General features: G+C 46.7%; 19 protein-coding genes and 1 tRNA gene. 12 read left to right on the top strand and 8 right to left on the bottom strand.

Going from position 1 to position 19,086, the window contains the following annotated elements; all coding sequences use genetic code 11:
• Window positions 1-64: 64 nt before the first annotated feature.
• From tsaD to ACYVGR_RS32735, 3 genes are all read left to right on the top strand, one after another.
• Window positions 65-1,063 carry a tRNA (adenosine(37)-N6)-threonylcarbamoyltransferase complex transferase subunit TsaD gene (gene tsaD / locus ACYVGR_RS32745; protein ID WP_460964412.1) on the top strand — a complete coding sequence of 333 codons (999 nt, stop codon included), beginning with the start codon at window positions 65-67 and terminating at the stop codon, window positions 1,061-1,063.
• Window positions 1,064-1,193: 130 nt separating this feature from the next.
• Complete coding sequence (locus ACYVGR_RS32740; protein ID WP_460964411.1) at window positions 1,194-2,066, top strand: MOSC domain-containing protein; 873 nt, start codon at window positions 1,194-1,196, stop codon at window positions 2,064-2,066.
• A gap of 57 nt (window positions 2,067-2,123) precedes the next feature.
• Entirely contained in the window at window positions 2,124-2,966 is an 843-nt protein-coding gene (locus ACYVGR_RS32735; RefSeq protein WP_460964409.1) for a UbiA prenyltransferase family protein, read from the top strand.
• A 582-nt stretch (window positions 2,967-3,548) separates the two neighbouring features.
• Here ACYVGR_RS32735 and ACYVGR_RS32730 read toward each other — a convergent pair.
• The 6 genes from ACYVGR_RS32730 to ACYVGR_RS32705 form a co-directional block, all read right to left on the bottom strand.
• Window positions 3,549-4,520, bottom strand: a complete 972-nt coding sequence (locus tag ACYVGR_RS32730) for an alpha/beta fold hydrolase (protein ID WP_460964407.1) — start codon at window positions 4,518-4,520, stop codon at window positions 3,549-3,551.
• A gap of 114 nt (window positions 4,521-4,634) precedes the next feature.
• Complete coding sequence (locus ACYVGR_RS32725; protein ID WP_460964405.1) at window positions 4,635-7,211, bottom strand: penicillin-binding protein 1A; 2,577 nt, start codon at window positions 7,209-7,211, stop codon at window positions 4,635-4,637.
• A gap of 270 nt (window positions 7,212-7,481) precedes the next feature.
• Entirely contained in the window at window positions 7,482-7,961 is a 480-nt protein-coding gene (gene msrB, locus ACYVGR_RS32720; protein WP_460964404.1) for a peptide-methionine (R)-S-oxide reductase MsrB, read from the bottom strand.
• Window positions 7,962-8,103: 142 nt separating this feature from the next.
• Entirely contained in the window at window positions 8,104-8,949 is an 846-nt protein-coding gene (locus tag ACYVGR_RS32715; protein WP_460964402.1) for an anti-sigma factor, read from the bottom strand.
• A gap of 19 nt (window positions 8,950-8,968) precedes the next feature.
• Window positions 8,969-9,520, bottom strand: coding sequence for an RNA polymerase sigma factor (locus tag ACYVGR_RS32710; protein WP_460964400.1), 552 nt, complete (start codon window positions 9,518-9,520; stop codon window positions 8,969-8,971).
• Window positions 9,521-9,752: 232 nt separating this feature from the next.
• A complete protein-coding gene (locus tag ACYVGR_RS32705; RefSeq protein ID WP_460964398.1) occupies window positions 9,753-10,730 on the bottom strand; it encodes a fasciclin domain-containing protein in 978 nt (325 codons plus the stop codon).
• A gap of 137 nt (window positions 10,731-10,867) precedes the next feature.
• On the opposite strand from ACYVGR_RS32705, the gene amaB reads away from it, so the two are divergent.
• Window positions 10,868-12,403, top strand: coding sequence for an L-piperidine-6-carboxylate dehydrogenase (gene amaB, locus ACYVGR_RS32700; RefSeq protein WP_460964396.1), 1,536 nt, complete (start codon window positions 10,868-10,870; stop codon window positions 12,401-12,403).
• Window positions 12,404-12,565: 162 nt separating this feature from the next.
• Here amaB and ACYVGR_RS32695 read toward each other — a convergent pair whose 3' ends face one another.
• A complete protein-coding gene (locus tag ACYVGR_RS32695; protein WP_460964394.1) occupies window positions 12,566-12,814 on the bottom strand; it encodes a helix-turn-helix domain-containing protein in 249 nt (82 codons plus the stop codon).
• A gap of 67 nt (window positions 12,815-12,881) precedes the next feature.
• Between ACYVGR_RS32695 and ACYVGR_RS32690 the strand changes: the two genes are divergently transcribed.
• Complete coding sequence (locus tag ACYVGR_RS32690; RefSeq protein ID WP_460964392.1) at window positions 12,882-13,448, top strand: GIY-YIG nuclease family protein; 567 nt, start codon at window positions 12,882-12,884, stop codon at window positions 13,446-13,448.
• 7 nt (window positions 13,449-13,455) lie between these two features.
• Entirely contained in the window at window positions 13,456-14,646 is a 1,191-nt protein-coding gene (locus tag ACYVGR_RS32685; protein WP_460964390.1) for a tyrosine-type recombinase/integrase, read from the top strand.
• Between the two features lie 10 nt (window positions 14,647-14,656).
• Here the strand turns inward: ACYVGR_RS32685 and ACYVGR_RS32680 are convergent, their stop codons facing one another.
• Window positions 14,657-14,884 carry a hypothetical protein gene (locus tag ACYVGR_RS32680; protein WP_460964388.1) on the bottom strand — a complete coding sequence of 76 codons (228 nt, stop codon included), beginning with the start codon at window positions 14,882-14,884 and terminating at the stop codon, window positions 14,657-14,659.
• A gap of 200 nt (window positions 14,885-15,084) precedes the next feature.
• Between ACYVGR_RS32680 and ACYVGR_RS32675 the strand changes: the two genes are divergently transcribed.
• The 6 genes from ACYVGR_RS32675 (at window position 15,085) to ACYVGR_RS32650 (ending at window position 19,067) form a co-directional block, all read left to right on the top strand.
• A complete protein-coding gene (locus ACYVGR_RS32675; RefSeq protein ID WP_460964386.1) occupies window positions 15,085-15,264 on the top strand; it encodes a hypothetical protein in 180 nt (59 codons plus the stop codon).
• Between the two features lie 435 nt (window positions 15,265-15,699).
• A tRNA-OTHER gene (locus ACYVGR_RS32670) sits at window positions 15,700-15,776 on the top strand.
• A 19-nt stretch (window positions 15,777-15,795) separates the two neighbouring features.
• On the top strand, window positions 15,796-16,509 hold the full coding sequence (locus ACYVGR_RS32665) for a hypothetical protein (protein ID WP_460964384.1): 714 nt from the start codon (window positions 15,796-15,798) through the stop codon (window positions 16,507-16,509).
• 352 nt (window positions 16,510-16,861) lie between these two features.
• Window positions 16,862-17,410 carry a hypothetical protein gene (locus tag ACYVGR_RS32660; RefSeq protein WP_460964382.1) on the top strand — a complete coding sequence of 183 codons (549 nt, stop codon included), beginning with the start codon at window positions 16,862-16,864 and terminating at the stop codon, window positions 17,408-17,410.
• A gap of 370 nt (window positions 17,411-17,780) precedes the next feature.
• A complete protein-coding gene (locus ACYVGR_RS32655; RefSeq protein ID WP_460964380.1) occupies window positions 17,781-18,176 on the top strand; it encodes a hypothetical protein in 396 nt (131 codons plus the stop codon).
• Between the two features lie 387 nt (window positions 18,177-18,563).
• Complete coding sequence (locus ACYVGR_RS32650) at window positions 18,564-19,067, top strand: hypothetical protein (RefSeq protein ID WP_460964378.1); 504 nt, start codon at window positions 18,564-18,566, stop codon at window positions 19,065-19,067.
• Window positions 19,068-19,086 lie beyond the last annotated feature (19 nt).

Here is a 19,086-nt window from a genome sequence, read left to right as displayed (position 1 = left end):
AACGGTTTAGTCACAACTTCCATTGTTTATTCTGGGAGAAATCATTATCCATTAGTTTTGTAAAGTGAATATTTTAGCCATTGAATCTTCCTGCGACGAAACCTCGGCGGCTGTTTTGGCCGACGGGCACATTCTGTCGAACGTAATTGCCACCCAGTTAATTCACGAACAATACGGGGGTGTTGTGCCCGAACTAGCCTCAAGGGCGCATCAGCAGCATATTTTGCCTGTAGTCGAGCGAGCATTAACTGACGCAAATTTACCGAAAAATGCGTTATCAGCCGTTGCTTTTACCCGCGGACCTGGCTTATTAGGGTCCTTGCTGGTCGGAGCTTCATTTGCCAAAGCGCTGGCTTTGGGGCTAAACATCCCGCTCATTGAAGTGAATCACATGCAGGCGCATGTACTGGCTCATTTTATTGAGAATCCTAAGCCTGCATTCCCGTTTTTGTGCCTGACCGTTAGCGGGGGGCATACCCAGATTGTTCGGGTGGATGGCCCACTCGACATGGCCGTTATTGGCCAAACAATGGACGATGCTGTGGGCGAAGCGTTTGATAAATCGGCCAAGTTACTGGGCTTGCCGTATCCGGGTGGTCCGCTGATCGATAAGTATGCGACAGAAGGGAACCCGCTAGCTTTTCGGTTTCCGATGAGCGAGATGCCGAATCTGGATTTCTCATTCAGTGGTATTAAAACGGCAATCATGTATTTTCTGCGGGATAACACAAAAAATAATCCTGCTTTTATTGCCGAGAATCTGGCAGATATTTGTGCCAGCATTCAGCATACGCTTATTCAAATGCTGCTGGCCAAGTTAAAACGAGCTGTTCGCGAAACGGGTATTCGTGAAATAGCCATTGCAGGCGGAGTATCGGCCAATAGTGGTTTGCGTACGGCGCTGACGCAACTTGGCGAAGCACAAGGCTGGAATGTGTATATTCCGCGATTTGAATATTGTACCGACAATGCTGCTATGATTGCAATGGCGGCCCAGTTTAAATACGAGCAGGCAGAGTTTACGGCCCAAACCGTTAGCCCCCTGCCGAGAATGAGTATGTAATAGGAGCAACTGGCGCGGGTATACACCTGTGTCTTTAATTTCGTCAGTATTCACTGACTTATGGATAGACAATAGTCCAGCGAATGCTGGCAATATAAATAGGCACGAGTACATACTCGCGCCAGCTATTATGACTATTTCTGAACTATACATCTACCCAATCAAATCGCTGAGTGGCATCTCTGTGTCGGAGGTTATTGTTGAAGAGAAAGGCTTTCGAAACGACCGTCGGTTCATGCTGGTTACGCCGGAGGGCGAGTTTATGACGCAGCGAACTTACCATCAGATGGCCCTGCTCGATGTGGCCATTCAGCTGTCCGACGTTTCGGGTGAGTTACTACGGGTTTGGCACCGCCACAACCCTGATAACGTGCTTGAATTGCCACTTTCGGGAGGAAACTCAACCGAAACGATGCTGGTGAACATCTGGGATAGCAAAGACGTACCCGCCCGAACGGTTAGTGATGAAGCCGATCGATGGTTCTCGGCGGTTCTGGGGAATACCTGCCGTTTAGTCTTTATGCCCGAAACCACGCAGCGGGCTGTTGATCCAAAATACGCCCGCGATAACGACATGGTTAGTTTTGCCGATGGATATCCTTATCTGCTGATTAGCCAGGCATCCCTCGATTGTCTTAACGATCGATTGTCCGAGCCCATGTCGATGCTTCGCTTTCGACCGAATGTGGTTGTGGAAGGAACTACACCTTATCAAGAAGACAGTTGGGCCGAATTCCGGATGGGCGATCTGGAGTTCTACGGCGTTAAGCCCTGTGCCCGTTGTGTACTAACCACGATTGACCCTGAAACGGGAGAGAAGGGCAAAGAACCCTTGCGTACGCTAACGACCTATCGAAAATGGAATACCAAAATCCTGTTCGGACAGAATGTGCTAGCTAAATCAACGGGAAATCCTGTCTTAGGAACATTACGTGTTGGCCAGTTAACGGAGGTGTTACGTTATCAGGAGGCCTGGCTGGCCCCACCCGCGTTAAATGCATAACCACGAATGGTTATCTATTGCTGAACGAAAAAAAACTACTCCTTTACGTTAAGTCCTTTGTTTGTCTATATCCGAAATCTTTACTATCTGAGTTTCCCGGTCATTATTGGGGCTGTACTATCGAACAAGATGGCGGCCCGATTGTCCGACGTTGACCCTATTCACTGGGCCACGCCTATTGTATTAGCCTTGGTGGTGTTTATTATTTATACCGTCGACCGTCTGCTCGATGTCCAGAAGGATGCTAGTAATTCGACGGGGCAATCCTTAACGCCACGCCATCAATTTCATCGCGAGTATGCTCCTATCCTGTGGCGGCTGGTCATTGGCAGCGCAGGTTTGGCGCTCGTTTTAACGTTTTTTCTGCCGAGTAGTGTCGTGAAATTTGGCATTGTACTAGGTGCTATTTGCATTGCCTACGTCGGTGCCGTTTTTCGGCTTCCTGCCTATCATCCGGCTTTGCTGCTAAAAGAACCGCTTGTAGCAACCTTGTATTCTGTGGGTATTTGGGGCAGTGTATGGGTGCAACGACCAACCGTAAGCACTGCTGAAATCGTTGAGTGCCTGATGTTTACAGGCATTGCTTTTCAAAATCTTCTCCTGTTTGCGGTAATGGAACAAGCCGAATCACCGAATCGACCAATGTTTTCGTTAGCCAGTGAATGGGGTGCTAGTCGTTGTGATCTGATTTTACGCTGGCTTACGTTCGTGATTATTGGTACGGGCCTCGCCCTATGTTTCCTGGTCGAGGATCGATTTGCTCAACGTTCAGCATTAATGCTCGCGCTGATGAGTCTGACATTGTATGGCATTCAGCGTTATCCGGCTTATTTCCTCAAAAATGAACGCTACCGGTGGCTGGGCGATGGCGTGTTCTGGATGCCCGCGTTGGTGCTATAAAAAGGGAAAAAGGAGGAGCGGGAAGAAAGGGCGAAAAGGAAGTAATTCACTCTTCTATCATTATAGTTATTCTGCTTGGAAAACAAGTTTTCCAACCTTCACCTTTCGATAAGGGTCTGCTGAGAAAAATCAATTTAGTTATGCGCTCTTTGCTTCTATTACTAAGTTTGATTCTCTTGAATGGCTGTCAACTGCTTGAGCCAAAGGAAACTGCTGCTACTATTTACCGATATCGGGTTACAGCTTTATGTATGTGTTGTAGCAACTTAGCCGTTCGAATTGGCTCCGAAAGGTATCAGACACATAATGTGCCTGCGGCTTTTTTCCCCGACACATTACCAGCCAATGTAGACAGTTTAAAGGCCTGGATACGCTATAAGCAGGACGATAGTGAGTGTGGACGCGCTATGAAGAATTTGATTTTCATTACATCTATGCGAGAGAGAAGCCAATAGCTATATTTTTGTGTGACCCCGATGGGTCACATAGGTCATAGATGATTTTTTGATTAACTATTGAATCGATGCGGCAACTACCTGAGATTCATGTAAAATTAATGCTGGTATGACGTTTCTATTTTAATTAAAGTTGAGTTGCTTCGTCTACTTTCAACTTCACGGCCATCGCTTTTACTTTACTCGTTTCTTTTACGGCGCGCCGATTTAGAATGTCGAGGATGATTTGCGTCATGTACTCGCGTTTGTTGAACACGATGTCATGGCGATTTTCGGGGAGTAAAAATTGCTTTACCTGTGCGTTGATTAAATGATGCTGCGCAAACGATACATTGGTTGGATAGACCAATTCATCTCGCTGACCATGCAGCATGGTTATGTTCGCTCGAATTTTAGGCCAGTCGGGTAAAATGGCTTCGAGGGCTTTCCGATGGGCTAGTTTTTCATCATTGGCCAAGCGGAGAAGAGGAGGGACGCCCCAACGAATCAGCGGACTATCGGCGAAATAACTGATCGGATACGTCCGTTCCAGACCCGGCCCCAACGCTGAGGAAACAAACACAACGTGATCAACTCGATCCGGGTTATTCATCGCCAGCCGTGCTGATACAGACCCGCCATACGATGAGCCAACAATCATTAGATAAGGCGCTTTACGGTATCGATCAATGAGTGGTTGTAATAACTCTGCCTGCCGAATGATCGACGTTTCAACCCGCCCAAAATCTGAGAAGCCATAACCTGGCCGGTCCACAGCGACTAACTGAGCCCGATTGAGCAACAGGGTATCTTTGAAAAATTCCTTGAAAAATGACAGCGAGCTAGGCGCGCCGTGCACAAACAAAACAACTGGTAAGGCCGAATCACCAGCAGGTGCAGGCGTCTCGATGAAACGAATCGTGCGGGATTGCTCGGAGGCATCACCACCACTTACCTGATAGGAATGAACAGTTGGGCGAACACGCTGCCCTTCAAACTCTTCAGCTAACTCTTCCGTTGTTTGCCGGGAATCAACAAACCAGGCTGCTACAACGATACCAGCGGCTAAGACCAATAGCGTTAATAATGCCCAGCGAAAGATTTTTAAAAAGCGTTTCATTCCCGTGTAGCGTGGATAATTCTCCTGCAAATTAGTAGCCAAACTTCTCTATCCCTTTTTGACTGAAACTCAAAAAGGGATAGAGAAGTTTGGCCCGCTAGCTTTTTTGCGATCTTATTGAGCCCCTTTCGTGGTATCGGGTGGCGTGTTTGCGTCAGGTGCCGGGGGCGTCGGGACAAGTGTTGAGTCGCCATATTCACCGTAAACATCGGTTGAATCTGACTCATCTGTCGTCTCTTCATCGCCCGAAGGGCCGCAGTTTAGGTAGTTTTTGGTAACGCTACCATCAGCTTTTGGGAATGGCCCCTGCAAATTCTTGAACTTCGGATCGGCGTAAACTTTCTCCAGAAAACGCCCAACCAAAGGCAATGCCGTTTTGGCACCTTCGCCCAAATCGGTTGATCGGAAGTGGATACTGCGGTCATCACCACCTACCCAGGCTCCAACCACTAAGTTATTGGATACGCCGACAAACCAACCGTCTGAGTTGTTGGAGGTGGTCCCGGTTTTGCCACCCATTTCGTTATGGTTCTTGAATAAATCAAAGGACCATAAATTCTGAGACGTACCACCTGCTTCCTGCAAACCGCCCTGAAGCATGTAGCGCATCAGGAATGCGCTTTCGGGGCTAATAGCCCGCTTATGTTGACTTGTGAACGTTTCAATAACGTTTCCGTCCCGATCTTCAATCCGCTGAACAATAATGGGTTCGGTAGATTCGCCGTCGTTAACGAAGGTACAGTAGGCGCCTACCAATTCATACAACGAAACGTCCGAGGAACCTAAGCCGATGGAGGGAACAGCCTGTAAGCGGCTCTTAATTCCCATTCGGTGAGCATATTCAGCTACCCGTTCGGGGCCAACCTGATCTGTTAACTGGGCCGTAATTGAATTCACGGATCGCGCCATAGCTCTGCGCAACGTCATATTCGAGTACGAATAAAAGCCGGTTGAATTGCGAGGCTCCCAGATTTTATCTTCCCCGTTTTCCCGATATTCCTTTCTGAATGGCTTATCCTGAATACGGTCGCAAGGACTTAAGTTACTAAGCGTATCGTCGATAGCCGTGGTATAAACGAACGGCTTGAAAGTGGAACCCGGCTGACGTTTCCCCTGCTTTACGTGATCGTATTTAAAATAGTCGTAATCCAGACCACCAACCCACGCCCGAATATAGCCCGTACGAGGGTCCATAGCCACCATGCCCGATTGCAGGAAGTGCTTGTAATAGGCAATGGAGTCATAGGGGGTCATTTCGGTAGAATCGTAATGACGCTTATTATCCCAGCTAAATACCCGCATTTTGTACTTCACATTCTTCATGTAATACATGACCGAATCCGGGTATAGCGGCAAAAAACGTTTACTTAGGGTTTTATAGCGTTCCGTACGGCGGGCTACCGAGTCGATAAAGGCCGGAATTTCCTTTCCATCTTCATCCGTCCAGGGGTTGCGGTCGCGCCAGTGATTATTGAATGTGCGTTGCAACTGCTTCATTTTCTCATCCGTCGCTTCCTCGGCGTAGCGTTGCATACGCGAGTCGATGGTGGTAATAATCCGCAAACCGTCGGTATATAGATCATACCCGTTTTCTTCGCCCCATTTTTTTACATAATCCTGAACCGCGTTTTTGAGGTAACTGGCTGGGCCTGAGTATGGATTCTCGGGTGTGAAATCAGTTACCAACGGTAAAGCACTAATCGAATCTGACTGATGCTTAGTCAGGAATTTATACTTGGCCATTTGACCTAGCACTACATTCCGGCGTTCGCGGGAGCGATCTGGATTTTTGAGTGGGTTATAGCTCGTTGTCGCTTTCTGCAAGCCAACCAATACGGCACCTTCCTGTACATTCAGACTGTCGGGTTCTTTGTTGAAAAACGTGCGGGCAGCTGTTTTCAGGCCAAAGGCATTACTTCCGAAATCCACCGTGTTGAAATAGTAGGTAATGATTTCATCTTTCGTGAAGTTTCGCTCCAGTTTGAGCGCCATTAGCCATTCTTTAGACTTATAAATGACTTTCCGAATCAACGGAATGCGCGTAAGTAAGCCTGTAGTGGTTTTTCGGCGGGTTTTAAACAGATTTTTCGCTAACTGTTGTGTGATGGTCGAACCACCTCCATCGCGGCCAAACGTAACCACTGCCCGACCAATAGCGCGCGGATCGACGCCACCGTGGTCATAGAAACGGACATCTTCTGTGGCAATGAGTGCGTTGATGAGGGATTTGGGAATATTTTCGTACTTGATTGGTGTCCGGTTTTCGGCGTAAAACTTTCCAATCATTACGCCATCCTGCGAGTAAATCTCCGATGCCTGATTAAGCTTCGGGTTTTTCAACTCCTCTACGCTAGGCATAGCTCCTGTTAACCACAGGAAGTTATAGTTGAGCATGAAGACGTAGATGCCCAAAGCCAAAAAAGCCCAGAGAAAACCCTTAACGCCATTTTTTAGGTACGGATAATACCAGGCTTCAGGATCTATATATTGATGAACAAACGAACGGAAACGATCCTTGTAATCTCGGTAGGTTGCTACCCATGAATTAACCCGATCTTCACCTGCGATTCTCGCGATCTGTCGGCCTACTCCGCGTTTGACATTGCCTATCATCTGGCGTTGTCGAATCCGTTGTCGAAATGCTCCAAAAGCGTGCCGAACAGCGCGGAATCGCTCCCTATATTGACTCATGCTTTTTTTTCTAAGAATACTCGACTTAGCTCTACAAGTAACTGCTCTGTGGCAGTTAGCTTCCTAAAACGGAAGCAAATTAACCCCAGCCGAGTTGGGCCGGACGGGGTGTCAAAGATAACGTATTTTTGGCCGATGTGATATACAAAAGCCGGACTGTATATACAGCCCGGCTGGTTATTAGGAAAGAGGGGAAAGAAGTAGAGGGAGGAAGGGGACGAGAGGAAATTCACTAACAGCGATATCCGTCCGCTCCTTTTCCTTCTCTTTTTATTTTTTCTCGAATGTCATGGCTACGCCATTCATGCAGTAACGAAGTCCGGTAGGTTTGGGGCCATCATTGAACACGTGACCTAAATGACCTCCGCAAACGCTACACAGTACTTCGGTACGAACCATACCATATGATTTATCGGTCTCTTCATGAACAGCTGTTTTCGAAATCGGCGCATAAAAGCTTGGCCAACCCGTGCCCGAATTAAACTTTGTATCGGACGAGAATAAGGGACTATGGCAACCTGCACAGTAAAATGTGCCATGATCATGAATATCATTTAACGGACTGGTGAAGGCCCGTTCGGTTCCGTGCTCCCGCAGTACCGCGTATTGATCTGGCGTTAGAATCTTCTTCCACTCAGCATTCGTTTTCACGACTTTCTTAGGTGGTGTATCATCTAGGGTACCGACGTTTTTAAAGGCAACACTGGTAAACAGACACGCTGGCAATAAAAAAAGCAGGATATTTTTCATAGGTTTTATGCGTAAGGATTATGAGTTGATATACGTTTTCTTCGTGCATTAGGATTTCATTCGTCGGCTTTTGCAGCCAACAGAATTTCCTAACCACCTACGTATGCGGTTATTGTAAAAACAAGAAAACAGAGAGACTCGTTCAGGCATTTACCGTGGCTATAGCCAGCAAGGTGGAGAGGGTAGGTGTAGGGCTTCCTCCACGATTTTCAACCGTCACCGCAAACGCATCAGCCCGATTGACAGAGCGATTCAGACGCTGCATTAACGCATTTCCGTTGGTTGCTTCAAACACACCTGCATCAACCGGTTTTCCATCTACCATGCACCAAAGCTGGTACTGCTTATCGGCAGGAAGGGCAGGGAGTGAGCGAACATCAACGGCTACCTGATGGGTGCGGCTATTCCATAAAACAAGCATAGTGCCCTGCGGGGCCTTTTCATTCCCTTGTAACTCGATGGTTCGCAGGCCGGGTTGGCGTAACATAGCTAAAGCCTGATTACTCTGGCTTTGGTTTTCGCGAAGCTGGCGCATCTCCGCTTGGAGGGTTTCGTTTGTGGCCCGAGTAGCGGCCAGCGTTTTCTGATTTGTGCGTAACTGCGATAATAAGAAGAATGAAAATAGTAGTACCAGTAACCCAACCGATGCCGCTACGACCCAGGTAGTCCGAAAGGCGAGTCCAGTTGTAGCGGGGCCTTCTGTTGCCAAATTGACTGGCATAGGGCGAATAATCGTTTCTTTTTCAGCTTCTACTACGGGTTTCTCGAAATTAAGTTGTTGAAGCAACTTGTCTTTTACGGAAACGGGGGGCTCTACGCTATGCAAAAGAGCATAGTTTTCGAGCGCTTCTGATAGTTGGTCAAGTTCGTGCCGTATATCAGGATAAATAGACGAAAGGCACTCGACCTCGCGTCGTTCCTGGTCGCTCACCGCGCCCATGACGTAAGACTCTAAGATACCTGACGCTATGTATTCCGTGACGTTCATAATTGTTTGAGTACGTTCATTACTTAAATAGTTGTTTCAGCTCCTGCAGGGCGGCCCGCACTCGGGTTTTTACCGTTCCAAGTGGCAGGTTTAGCTTTTCGGCGGCTTCTTCATGCGTATACCCTCCGAAGTAAACCAGGTCAATAAGTTGTTTGCGATCAGGTCTTAACTGATCGACTACTTCCTTAATGCCGATGTGCTCAGGATTCGGTTGCTCTGTATTATGCTGCCGATCAACAATATGTACGTTCTCCTCGTCAGTTCGGATTGCGTTAGAGGGTTGAGTTTTACGGGCACGTAACGAATCGATGGCTGTATTACGGGCAACATTTAGCATCCAGGTGAACAAACGTCCCTTACTGGAATCGTATCCATCTAAGTTTTTCCAGATTTTAACGAAAATATCTTGCAGGAGATCGGCCGCTTGTTCGTCGTCGCGCACGATACGTAACACAACCCCGTAGAGGGCTGGGGAGTACTGATCGTAAAGCCATTGAAATGCCTGTTGATCGCGCTGAATTAGCTTTTCGATCAAGACACTTTCTGACACTAAAGAGGACTGGCGTTTCACGCAATAGGTATTAAGATGACCAAATATAGAGAGAATTTTAAAAAATGAATGGGCCCCAGCAGGTCCACAATCATTATACTACTATAGAAAAAGCTGTTTTTCAGGATTGGCTCAAACCAAATGTCAAAAATCGATGCAAATCGTTTAGTATAAAGCGACTTGCATCGATTCGACTACAACTATAACTTATTTTGCGATACAAAAACAATATGTTTGCGTTTGAACGATTTTTTTATCTAAAGGCTGAGGCCCCTGCTTTGGGCATAAGGACGCTATCGAGGCCATAAACGATTCCATTCGCCTGGCGATAATCGGTATTGTCGAGGTGGGCTGTATTTCCCTGCTCATCCGTTAAGGCGATACGCCCATCGCCATCAAGCGAAGCAGTAAGCATACCACCCGATACCGTTTTGAGTTGCGCTTTTCCTTTTGCAGCTTTAATCTTTTTACTTAGTTCTTCTTTATTTAGCGAGCCTGCCAAAACATGGTACGATAGCAACTGCTTCAGGGCTGCCTGGTTGCTGCCGTCCAGTAAACCTGCCTGTACAGCGGGTGGGAGTTTTTTAAAGGCATTATTGGTAGGCGCGAAGAGGGTATAAGGACCGGTTCCTTTGAGCATGTCGAATAAATCAGATGATTGAAGAGCATTCTGAAGCGTTGTGTAATTAGGCGATGAGGACATAAAGTCGCCAATACTGGTATTCCGAACTGTGCTTCCTGCTTTTACGGCTGGCGTTTCGGTCATTGTGGCCCCTTTCACCGCTTCAACATTCCCTGCATCTGAATTCACAGCATTCGTTGTTTTGGACTCATTGTACTGGTTTGGTGTACTTTTCAGGGTGTTGGGATTGCTGCCCACACCGCTGGTTGGGTTGGTGGCATTGTTGGAGTTGTAATTGGTTAAATTACTGTTGTTCATCGTTGTGCCATCACTGGCCGAACTTTCCCGGTAGCGGGCATCCTGTACCGACGTATTGGTGGTACCGTTACTTCCCGCTTTGGCATTCTGATTCATCAGTTTTTTCGACTGCCGCATGGCTCGTTTTTGGTTACGGGCTGCCGCCTTGGGGGAGATTGAATCGGGAGTGATAGCCCCTTGCGGATAAGTTGTTGAGGTGGCAGCGCCAACCGGAGTTGTCTGCGCTCTGCCAGTAGTGATGGTCAGCACGATTCCAAGCGTGAAGAGACCAAAAGATTGCTTGATTTTCATAACGTTGTGCCGTTTATACGGATCATTGAGTGTTCTGCTTTAACCGATCGTACGGCAAAAAGTTTGTCATTTAATAGGCATTGTTTGCGTAAAGGCCGGTAGATTTGCCTTCGTCTCAACAAACCACAAACGTAGCTATGCAGTCTATTCTTCCCCTACCCACGCAGCCAATTAAGCCTGGCACCAGCACCGGACAGAACTTCTGGCCCACCGACACCGTCGGCAGTCATAAGCCCCTTGATTCCTATTCGCCCGCCGATGGCCAATTGATTGCGCGCGTTCATCTATCGACGCGGGCCGATTACGACCGTGTTGTCGAGACGGCACAAGCGGCTTTTGCCGAATGGCGACTGGTTCCGGCACCGCGCCGGGGCGAGATTGTTCGGCAGATGGGCGATCAGTTTCGGCGTTACAAACGAGAATTGGGCACCCTGGTTAGTTATGAGATGGGTAAATCATTGCAGGAAGGGCTGGGGGAGGTTCAGGAAATTATCGACATCTGCGATTTTGCGGTAGGTCAGTCGCGGCAGCTCTATGGCTTATCGATGCATTCCGAACGACCTGCCCACCGAATGCTGGAACAATGGCATCCGTTGGGGATTGTCGGTATTATTTCGGCCTTCAATTTTCCGGTAGCGGTTTGGTCGTGGAATGCTATGCTTGCCTGGGTATGCGGAGATGTGTGTATCTGGAAGCCGTCGGAAAAAACGCCCTTAACCGCTCTGGCCTGCCAGCAGATTATTGGCGATGTATTGCGAAACAATGATGTGCCTGAAGGCGTATCCTGCTTGGTTACAGGTGGACATGAAGCGGGCGAGTGGCTGGCTCGTGATCCACGGGTAGCGCTCGTATCGGCAACGGGCAGTACCCGCATGGGTAAAGCGGTAGCCGAGGCTGTTGCCGGGCGATTGGGGAAAAGCCTGCTCGAACTGGGCGGTAACAACGCGATCATCGTATCGGAACATGCCGATCTGGATATGGCCATTCCAGCTATTGTGTTTGGCGCGGTAGGGACAGCCGGTCAGCGGTGCACCACTACGCGCCGAATTATTGTTCAGGAAAGTATTTACGATGAAGTGAAAGCTCGACTCAAAAAAGCCTACGCGCAACTGCGTATTGGCAACCCATTAGATGAGTCGTTTCATGTTGGGCCCGTTATTGATCAGTCGGCTGTACAGGGCTATCTGGCCACTGTAAATGAGATACGAGACTTAGGTGGTCGTTTTTTGGTTGAGCCCGGTGTGATTGAAGGGTTAGGTTTCGAATCGGGCTGTTACGTGCGCCCCTGTATTGCTGAAGCCAAAAACAGCTGGCCGGTTGTCCAGCGCGAAACATTTGCTCCTATTCTTTATTTGCTCAAATACAGTACGTTAGAAGATGCTATTTCGCAACAGAATGGTGTGCCGCAGGGCTTGTCGTCGGCAATTTTTACCCTGAACCTCCGCGAAGCCGAACGTTTCCTGTCGATGGCCGGGTCTGATTGTGGAATTGCCAACGTGAACATTGGTACGTCGGGGGCTGAAATTGGCGGGGCTTTTGGAGGTGAAAAAGAAACGGGTGGTGGACGTGAGTCGGGCTCTGATGCCTGGAAAGCGTATATGCGTCGACAAACCAACACCATCAATTATGGCACCACCATGCCTTTGGCACAGGGTATCACGTTTGAGTTATAAGAAGGGGCTGATGTTACGCCAAAATCGGAAGAGTTCAATGATCTTGGCGTAACATCCGTTAATAATCTGGTCTGGTCTTTTTTACTTCGCTATTGTCGATTCTTCAAATAGGACTTCTTTAGAAAGTCCTATTTTTTTTTATCCATACATCGAACGTCAATTTTACTTGCCGGTCGTCGGTGTTCCTTCTCCCGTAAGCACATAGCGCATGTTCATGGTCGGGAATTTGCCCGCTATTTCGGCAAGCGACTCGCTGCTCAGATACGTTTTGTTGCCGATATGCCGGTAGAATTTTTCCCGGCTGTACCCCAATTCTTTCGCTAATCGGTAGACCGTCATGTCTTGCGCGGCCAGAGCTTCTTTGAGCCATTTTCCCTGAATACTGCTCTTCTTTTCTCGTCTTCCTGCCATGAAACAAAGGTAAAAAATATATGTATTTTTTGTTGTATATAAGTATTGTTTGTGGTATATTTAAAGCATGAAAATCACCGAAAAAACACCCCAAACGTGCCTTGACCTGGGCCAAATTCTGGATAGCGTTGCGCTGCTGACGCCCCATCCCTGCATCTATTATTTGCTGGATGCAGACAATGAAATCATATATGTAGGACAAACTGTAAATCTCCAGTCGCGACTGCTGGAGCATCGGGTTTCGGGCCTGAATTTTGTTCGGGTTCGCTTCCACACCTGCGAAGCCAGCGACCTGGATCGGCTGGAACAGGAAGCGCTTTCCCGATTTAAGCCCAGATTGACTCAGCCACCTAAAGCAACATCAACGTCGGGCTGTTTAAGTAAGCAACTGATCTGCTTAAAGTACAATATCACACCCATTGCCTTTGAGCGACTTCGGGAAGCGTTTCGACTCTATCCAGTCAGTGTATTTGGGAACACAAAATACTATAAGCCTGAAGACGTAGAAGCCTGGGTGAAACGCTTCAAAGGGTTGATTGTATCCGGGCGATATGTTTTACAGGCTGGGCCTACTTATGTGGCCGTAGGTATCAGCAGCCGAACGAAACTGATTCAAGTCTATACCAAACAATGAAGCGCTGATGATTACGATTCGTATCGATGAGAAGGACTCCACTCTGTTGGCCGTCTCTTTTCCCCAAGATCCCGTTGGCAATAATTTAATCCGTGAAATTCGTGGTCGAAGGTGGAGTTTTTCTCGTCGGTGCTGGCTTGTACCAAATACACGTGAGTCTATTGTGCAGATTGGGAAATTGTTTGGGAAGGATTATTGTCGGTTCGATGAAGCCATTGTACGACTCTATAAGCCTGGTGCTACCAATGCTGAAATAGAGCAGGCCGCTAACCCGTCCTGGCCACCGAGATGTATTGCAGGTGCGCATCGACTGTCGTTCCGCTTTGCTCCACGCTTGGGAGAGTTTGATAAACATCCAGTTGTCATTTCACTGTGTAACACCCTGCGTATCCAGAATTATAGCTATAAAACGCTCAGGAATTATAAACAGGCTATTATCGCACTCATTCGTTATAGTAAGCCTAAATCGATTAATGAACTTGCTAAACCTCAGTATCAGGCGTATTTACTATTTCTGGTAGAGAAGAAACGATTGAGTTCGTCTACGCTCAATATCCATATAAATGCGTGGAAGTTTTATCAGGAGAAAGTGTTGCTTCGGGACAAAGAGTTCTACGAGATCGACTACCCCCGACAGGCCACTAAACTCCCAATTGTGTATAGTGTGGCTGAGGTGAAGGCAATATTCAGCGCTACAACAAGCCAAAAATACCGTACACTTTTTATGTTGGTCTATGCTACTGGTATACGACTTAGCGAAGTTGCTCAATTACGTTTGACCGACATTGATTGGATGCGTCGGCTCATTAGTATTCGGGGAGGTAAGGGGAAGAAAGACCGCGTTGTGGTGCTGACGGCAAAACTGGAGAAAATACTTCGAGCGTATCTTAATCACCATACAGCCATCATTGGATCACATCAAACATTTTTGTTCGAAGATCTGGAAACAGGTGAGCCAATTGCTAATCGTACTATTCAGCAAGTGTATAGTGATACCATTTATGCTGCGGGCATTCAGAAAAAAGGTGGTATCCATACACTACGCCATAGCTTTGCTACCCATTTACTGGAAGCTGGTACCGATATTCGATATATCCAGCAACTACTCGGGCATGAAAGTATCTTGACGACTATGCGTTATACTCATGTAACAGCCGATAAAATAAGCACGCTTAGAAGTCCGCTTGATGATTTATAGTTGACCGTTCTTATAGAATATGTGGCCGGAGTAGCGGACGAAGCTGTGATAAACTATAGAATTTTCGTTTCAGAATGTACCCTTGCGTAGTACCAATGATGACTCGTTTATTGGTTTTTACCTGCCCTCTTGAGTCGAAACGGTATAATTGTTTATCATGTCCGAAAAAGTAGTTGGGGAAACCATGAATATCCCAAACTCGCTCAACCAATTGAGTAATAGGAACTATTTTTGCCATATTGTTTGCAAAAATAGGTGAGTCTACCTATATATGTGTAGCTATTCGATACGAATATGTATATACTCATCGAAGTGTAATTTCTGAGAGTAACGCTTAATATTAATTAACTGCTTATCAAGGATTTTATATTAAGCAGACTTGCGTACAATAGTATGTTGGGTGGTCCGAACAGCAGAAAGGACGTAGCGTGAGCTTGTGTGCGACAGCAAGCACGTCTCGAAGTCGGGCTGTTTGGCTCGTTGGGCGGCTTGCGGTCGACAGCACAAACGCCTGAGTTGGGCAGCTTTTTGGGTTGTCTGCGACACGAGAAGCGACTCGAAAAGGAAGCGAAAAAGGATACGTTCGACACGAGAGAGGTAGTGACATGTCGGCTCTAAAACGTAGCGTGAGGCTTCGCGTTCGGCTTTAAGCGGATAGGTATGTTGTTGTTCGCTTCGCGCTGTCACCCTGTCGGGCGACAGGAGGCTCGCCGGTGAGGAAGCCGAGCAGCCCAACCAAACAGGGGTGTAAAGGCAGGGCGTTACGTTAGTGGTTTGAAGTGGTCTTAGTGGCCATCAGCCCCTGTTGGCGTTGGGTGCGGGTCCAAAAAGTAGTGAGTACCAGCGTCTCGGCGACAGGTCGCATGGCTCAATAGGGCAGTTCTAGACTTTCATTTCCGGATTTTGTGCGACAAAGCGTATGCCCCACAGGACAAATAAATGAGTTAGGCAGCTTGCGGCTGACAGGGTGAACTTATTGAAGCCTATAGGTGGTACTTTAAATACCCAAGTATAAAACACCTGACATATGCTTTTACATGTGTAGAACAATATGGGGGTAGCATAATATGGCCTAATGCAAAATGCTTAGCAATAAGTGTTTGATGTGGGTTCGATTCCCACTCCCCCCTCTTATTTTACGAGAAAGTTATGACTGACAAACAGATTTATGATTTATATGTGTTACAAAGCAAAAATGTAAGGCGGCTTAAACAAGTTCAAAAGAGTATAATCAAAGACATAAATTTTTACTTAAGAAAAAACGATAGCTTTCAAGTTGAGATTAAAACTAAGCTTTTAGCGCTATTACACTGCACGCTATCCGAAGCTGAATTTATTCAAATTGTTCATACACCCCGAGGGTTTAATAGTACAGAAATTAGCCAGATAAAGGCAGCTAAAAATAATAATATAGAAGCAGGCTGGAAGACAATGATTGACCTTGCGATGGACAAGGTTGGAAATTGGCAAATGAACGATGATCTTAAGACAAGAAGAGATTATCTCCACAGTATTATTAATGAGTTTATTGTTAATCCAAGTTTGCTGAGAAATAAAATAGCGCATGGTCAATGGGAATACGCTTTAAATAGAGAAAACACAAGTCAGAATGAAGATTTAACGACTGAGTTGTCTAAATTAGATGTGGTAACTATTTCAAAATGGCTTAAAATTCATCAGTCGTTAGGCCTTATAATCAGAGACTTAATTCAATCACCTAAGGTTGGTTTCCATAACAATTACTGGGTCAATTTGACCAAAATGGAACAGTATATATTGTCCTCAAAGAAGTGGAATCTAAACAGTAAAATGCAAAAGCTACAGGTAAAACCGATCAAGACAGGTTCGGTAAGTGATTCCTAATTAATATGTGTATACTTCGTTCCGCGTGGGTAGGTTACCGCTGACAAGACGCACGTCCCAAAGGAAAGCGGGGCAGCCCAACCAAACAGGGGTGTAAAGGTTGTAAGTTACTCGTGTTCATTCAAGTAGCTTCCTCATCCATCAACCCCTGTGGGTGTTGGGTGATGTCAAACAGATAGAGCGTGTTTGCGGGCCTCGTGTGACAAGCAACACGTCCCAGAAAAAAACGCTTTAGGTTCATTTGTCGGGTAGTCTGCGACAGCGGAAACGCCCCGGCAAGTCAGGCTTGACACTCGTTGGGGCAGTCCTTTGCGACAAGGCAAATGCCCCGTAACCATAAATTTATTCGTCTATGAAAAACGTCTTTTATCTATTTGTTCTTCTTTTCCTTACAGACTGCACCAGTAGAGCAATAACAAAGGTTGAGAGAGCAATTATAGAAAGCCGCACTTATAGCCGAAAGCTGAGGTTTAAAAAACAGATTATCAGAGAAAGCACATTTCGACAGGCCTTTTTCGGGGTGTTGAAAAGTAAATATCAAATAGATGCTGAGTCGAGACAGGACACGCTCATCTTAGTTGAATACTTTGATAATATTTGTGCAAACTGTAACTTCGATGAGATAGCATTACTGGTAGGACGAACAGCATACATAGTTAGGCGTATTGACCCCAAAACACGATTTTTTCAAGACTCTGTCAAAGTAGATACAGTGCGTTTTGAAACTCATAGTCATTTGATAGGAAATGGACTGTGGAAACTCACGGCCAGTAAAAACCAAAGCAACCCTTTTGACCCGAAGCTTTACAGTAGTCCCTGCGATGACGGAGGAAATGCCAATATTACTTGGATATTACCAAGTCTTAATTGTCGGTCAATCAATGCCAATTGTTTTTTATAGCTATTAATTATGCGCGCTTCGCATGGGGTCGCTTTCCGCCGACAGGATGCTCGTCCCAAAGGAGGCTGGTCAGCCCAACCAAATGAGGGTGTAAAGGTCCGGACTATGCTTGTTTGTGTAACTTGTGGAGCACTCCATCAACCCTCATGGTCGTTGGGTGAACCAGCCAATGCCGGGAGTGTTTATTGGCTTCGGTCGACACAGAGCCCGGCTCAGATAGGGGCTTGTGGCTTCCATGTCGGGCTCTCTTGCGACAGTGGAAACGCCCCAGTTAGGAGGGTTTCAGTTCGTTAGGCGGCTCCGATTGACGCGAGAAACGCCCTGATAAGTAAGGTTTAGCTTACAAGGCAAGTTACTGGCGACAGCACAAATGATGGATAATTTTTACGAAAGAAATAAACGTTACGACGAACAGCTTTTTGCCCGTCTCAAACCACTTGTAGAAAAGCCTGATTCATTAGAAAATAAGTTCTGCCAGCGATTGTTGAGTGATAGCATGGATTGGGATTGGGAACAAGTCAAATCGTTTTTGAACGAGTTTATCAAATCGGGCTTTTACAGAAAGGACTTATATGAATTGACTCGGTACGTTCAGTTTAATAATGAATTAGCTGAAGAACGCGAAGAATATCTGGCCGAAATCATGGGGAATTTAACGGGCTACTGCATGTTCGAACGTATTATTCGGTTAAACAATGAACCCCAAGAGCCAGACGAATTTAGGGAATACTTTGAGCGTATTCGCTGGGGTTGGGAGCCGGTTTAGTGGAGAGGTTGCTTTTTCCTGTCACCCTGCGGGCGACAGGGAGCACGTCCCACAGGAAGCCGGGCAGCCCAACCAAACGAGGGTGTAAAGGTTGACGCTGTGGTTATTCAGGGACATAGCGCCCTCCTCCATCAGCCCTCGCGGGTGTTGGGTGGACACAACAAGCTGAAAGGGCGTGCTTGCCGTTTTTGGTCAACACAAGGCACGACTCGGACAGACAGTTTTGAGGTTCCAATTCGGGCTGGCGTGCGACAAAGTAAACGCCCCGGTTAGGCTGCTTTCGGCTTTTATTTCCAGGTTTCGTGCGACAAATCAAACGCCCTATAAGGTGACTATAAAATGGCTCGTTTATACGTTCCGCGATTTCACAAACTTCAACACACAATCTTGCAACTAGCCTGGGATAAACCCGAAATGCAAGAAGGTCAGATAGTTGGTCCAACAATCAATGAATTGATTGATCTCACTGGAGCATCGGAGTCGCGAGTTTTGCGAGCTGTCCATTATCTTAAAGAACGAGGATTTATTCATAATGGCCCTAAAACGAATGTCGTCAGTAGCCCAACGGGAGAAGTTGCTTTACGCAAAGAAGACCTTCTAGAAGAGGGCTGGGAAAAGTTCAAGGCTAACCTGTTAAGATGGGTTCAGATTATTGGGATTGCCTCGGGTGCAGTGATTGGAATCGCCACATTCATCGTAAACGTAGTGACTACCAATACAAACAAAGTAGAGATAGAATTATTGAAACGAGAGATACAAATTTTAAAACAAGAGCGAGTATCTGTTCCAGCTTCATCAGCACGTATAAAAGCGCGTTCACTGGTTCCTGACTCTATACGAACCCCGTCGTCCTTCCGGGTACTGTCTTTGTTTGCAAGAAAAACGCTATAATTTTTTCAAGATTCGACTA

It is taken from the genome of Spirosoma litoris, assembly GCF_054776755.1.
Note: the sequence above shows the minus strand (reverse complement) of the source record. Positions and strands in the feature narration are given on the sequence as shown.

Bases quoted from the DNA above. Each gene is read 5' to 3' on its own strand.
- ACYVGR_RS32725 (WP_460964405.1), bottom strand. From the start codon at position 7,211: ATGAGTCAATATAGGGAGCGATTCCGCGCTGTTCGGCACGCTTTTGGA.
- ACYVGR_RS32680 (WP_460964388.1), bottom strand. From the start codon at position 14,884: ATGGCAAAAATAGTTCCTATTACTCAATTGGTTGAGCGAGTTTGGGAT.
- ACYVGR_RS32690 (WP_460964392.1), top strand. From the start codon at position 12,882: ATGAAAATCACCGAAAAAACACCCCAAACGTGCCTTGACCTGGGCCAA.
- amaB (WP_460964396.1), top strand. From the start codon at position 10,868: ATGCAGTCTATTCTTCCCCTACCCACGCAGCCAATTAAGCCTGGCACC.
- ACYVGR_RS32660 (WP_460964382.1), top strand. From the start codon at position 16,862: ATGAAAAACGTCTTTTATCTATTTGTTCTTCTTTTCCTTACAGACTGC.
- ACYVGR_RS32665 (WP_460964384.1), top strand. From the start codon at position 15,796: ATGACTGACAAACAGATTTATGATTTATATGTGTTACAAAGCAAAAAT.
- ACYVGR_RS32740 (WP_460964411.1), top strand. From the start codon at position 1,194: ATGACTATTTCTGAACTATACATCTACCCAATCAAATCGCTGAGTGGC.
- ACYVGR_RS32730 (WP_460964407.1), bottom strand. From the start codon at position 4,520: ATGAAACGCTTTTTAAAAATCTTTCGCTGGGCATTATTAACGCTATTG.
- ACYVGR_RS32695 (WP_460964394.1), bottom strand. From the start codon at position 12,814: ATGGCAGGAAGACGAGAAAAGAAGAGCAGTATTCAGGGAAAATGGCTC.
- ACYVGR_RS32655 (WP_460964380.1), top strand. From the start codon at position 17,781: ATGATGGATAATTTTTACGAAAGAAATAAACGTTACGACGAACAGCTT.
- ACYVGR_RS32685 (WP_460964390.1), top strand. From the start codon at position 13,456: ATGATTACGATTCGTATCGATGAGAAGGACTCCACTCTGTTGGCCGTC.
- msrB (WP_460964404.1), bottom strand. From the start codon at position 7,961: ATGAAAAATATCCTGCTTTTTTTATTGCCAGCGTGTCTGTTTACCAGT.
- ACYVGR_RS32705 (WP_460964398.1), bottom strand. From the start codon at position 10,730: ATGAAAATCAAGCAATCTTTTGGTCTCTTCACGCTTGGAATCGTGCTG.
- ACYVGR_RS32715 (WP_460964402.1), bottom strand. From the start codon at position 8,949: ATGAACGTCACGGAATACATAGCGTCAGGTATCTTAGAGTCTTACGTC.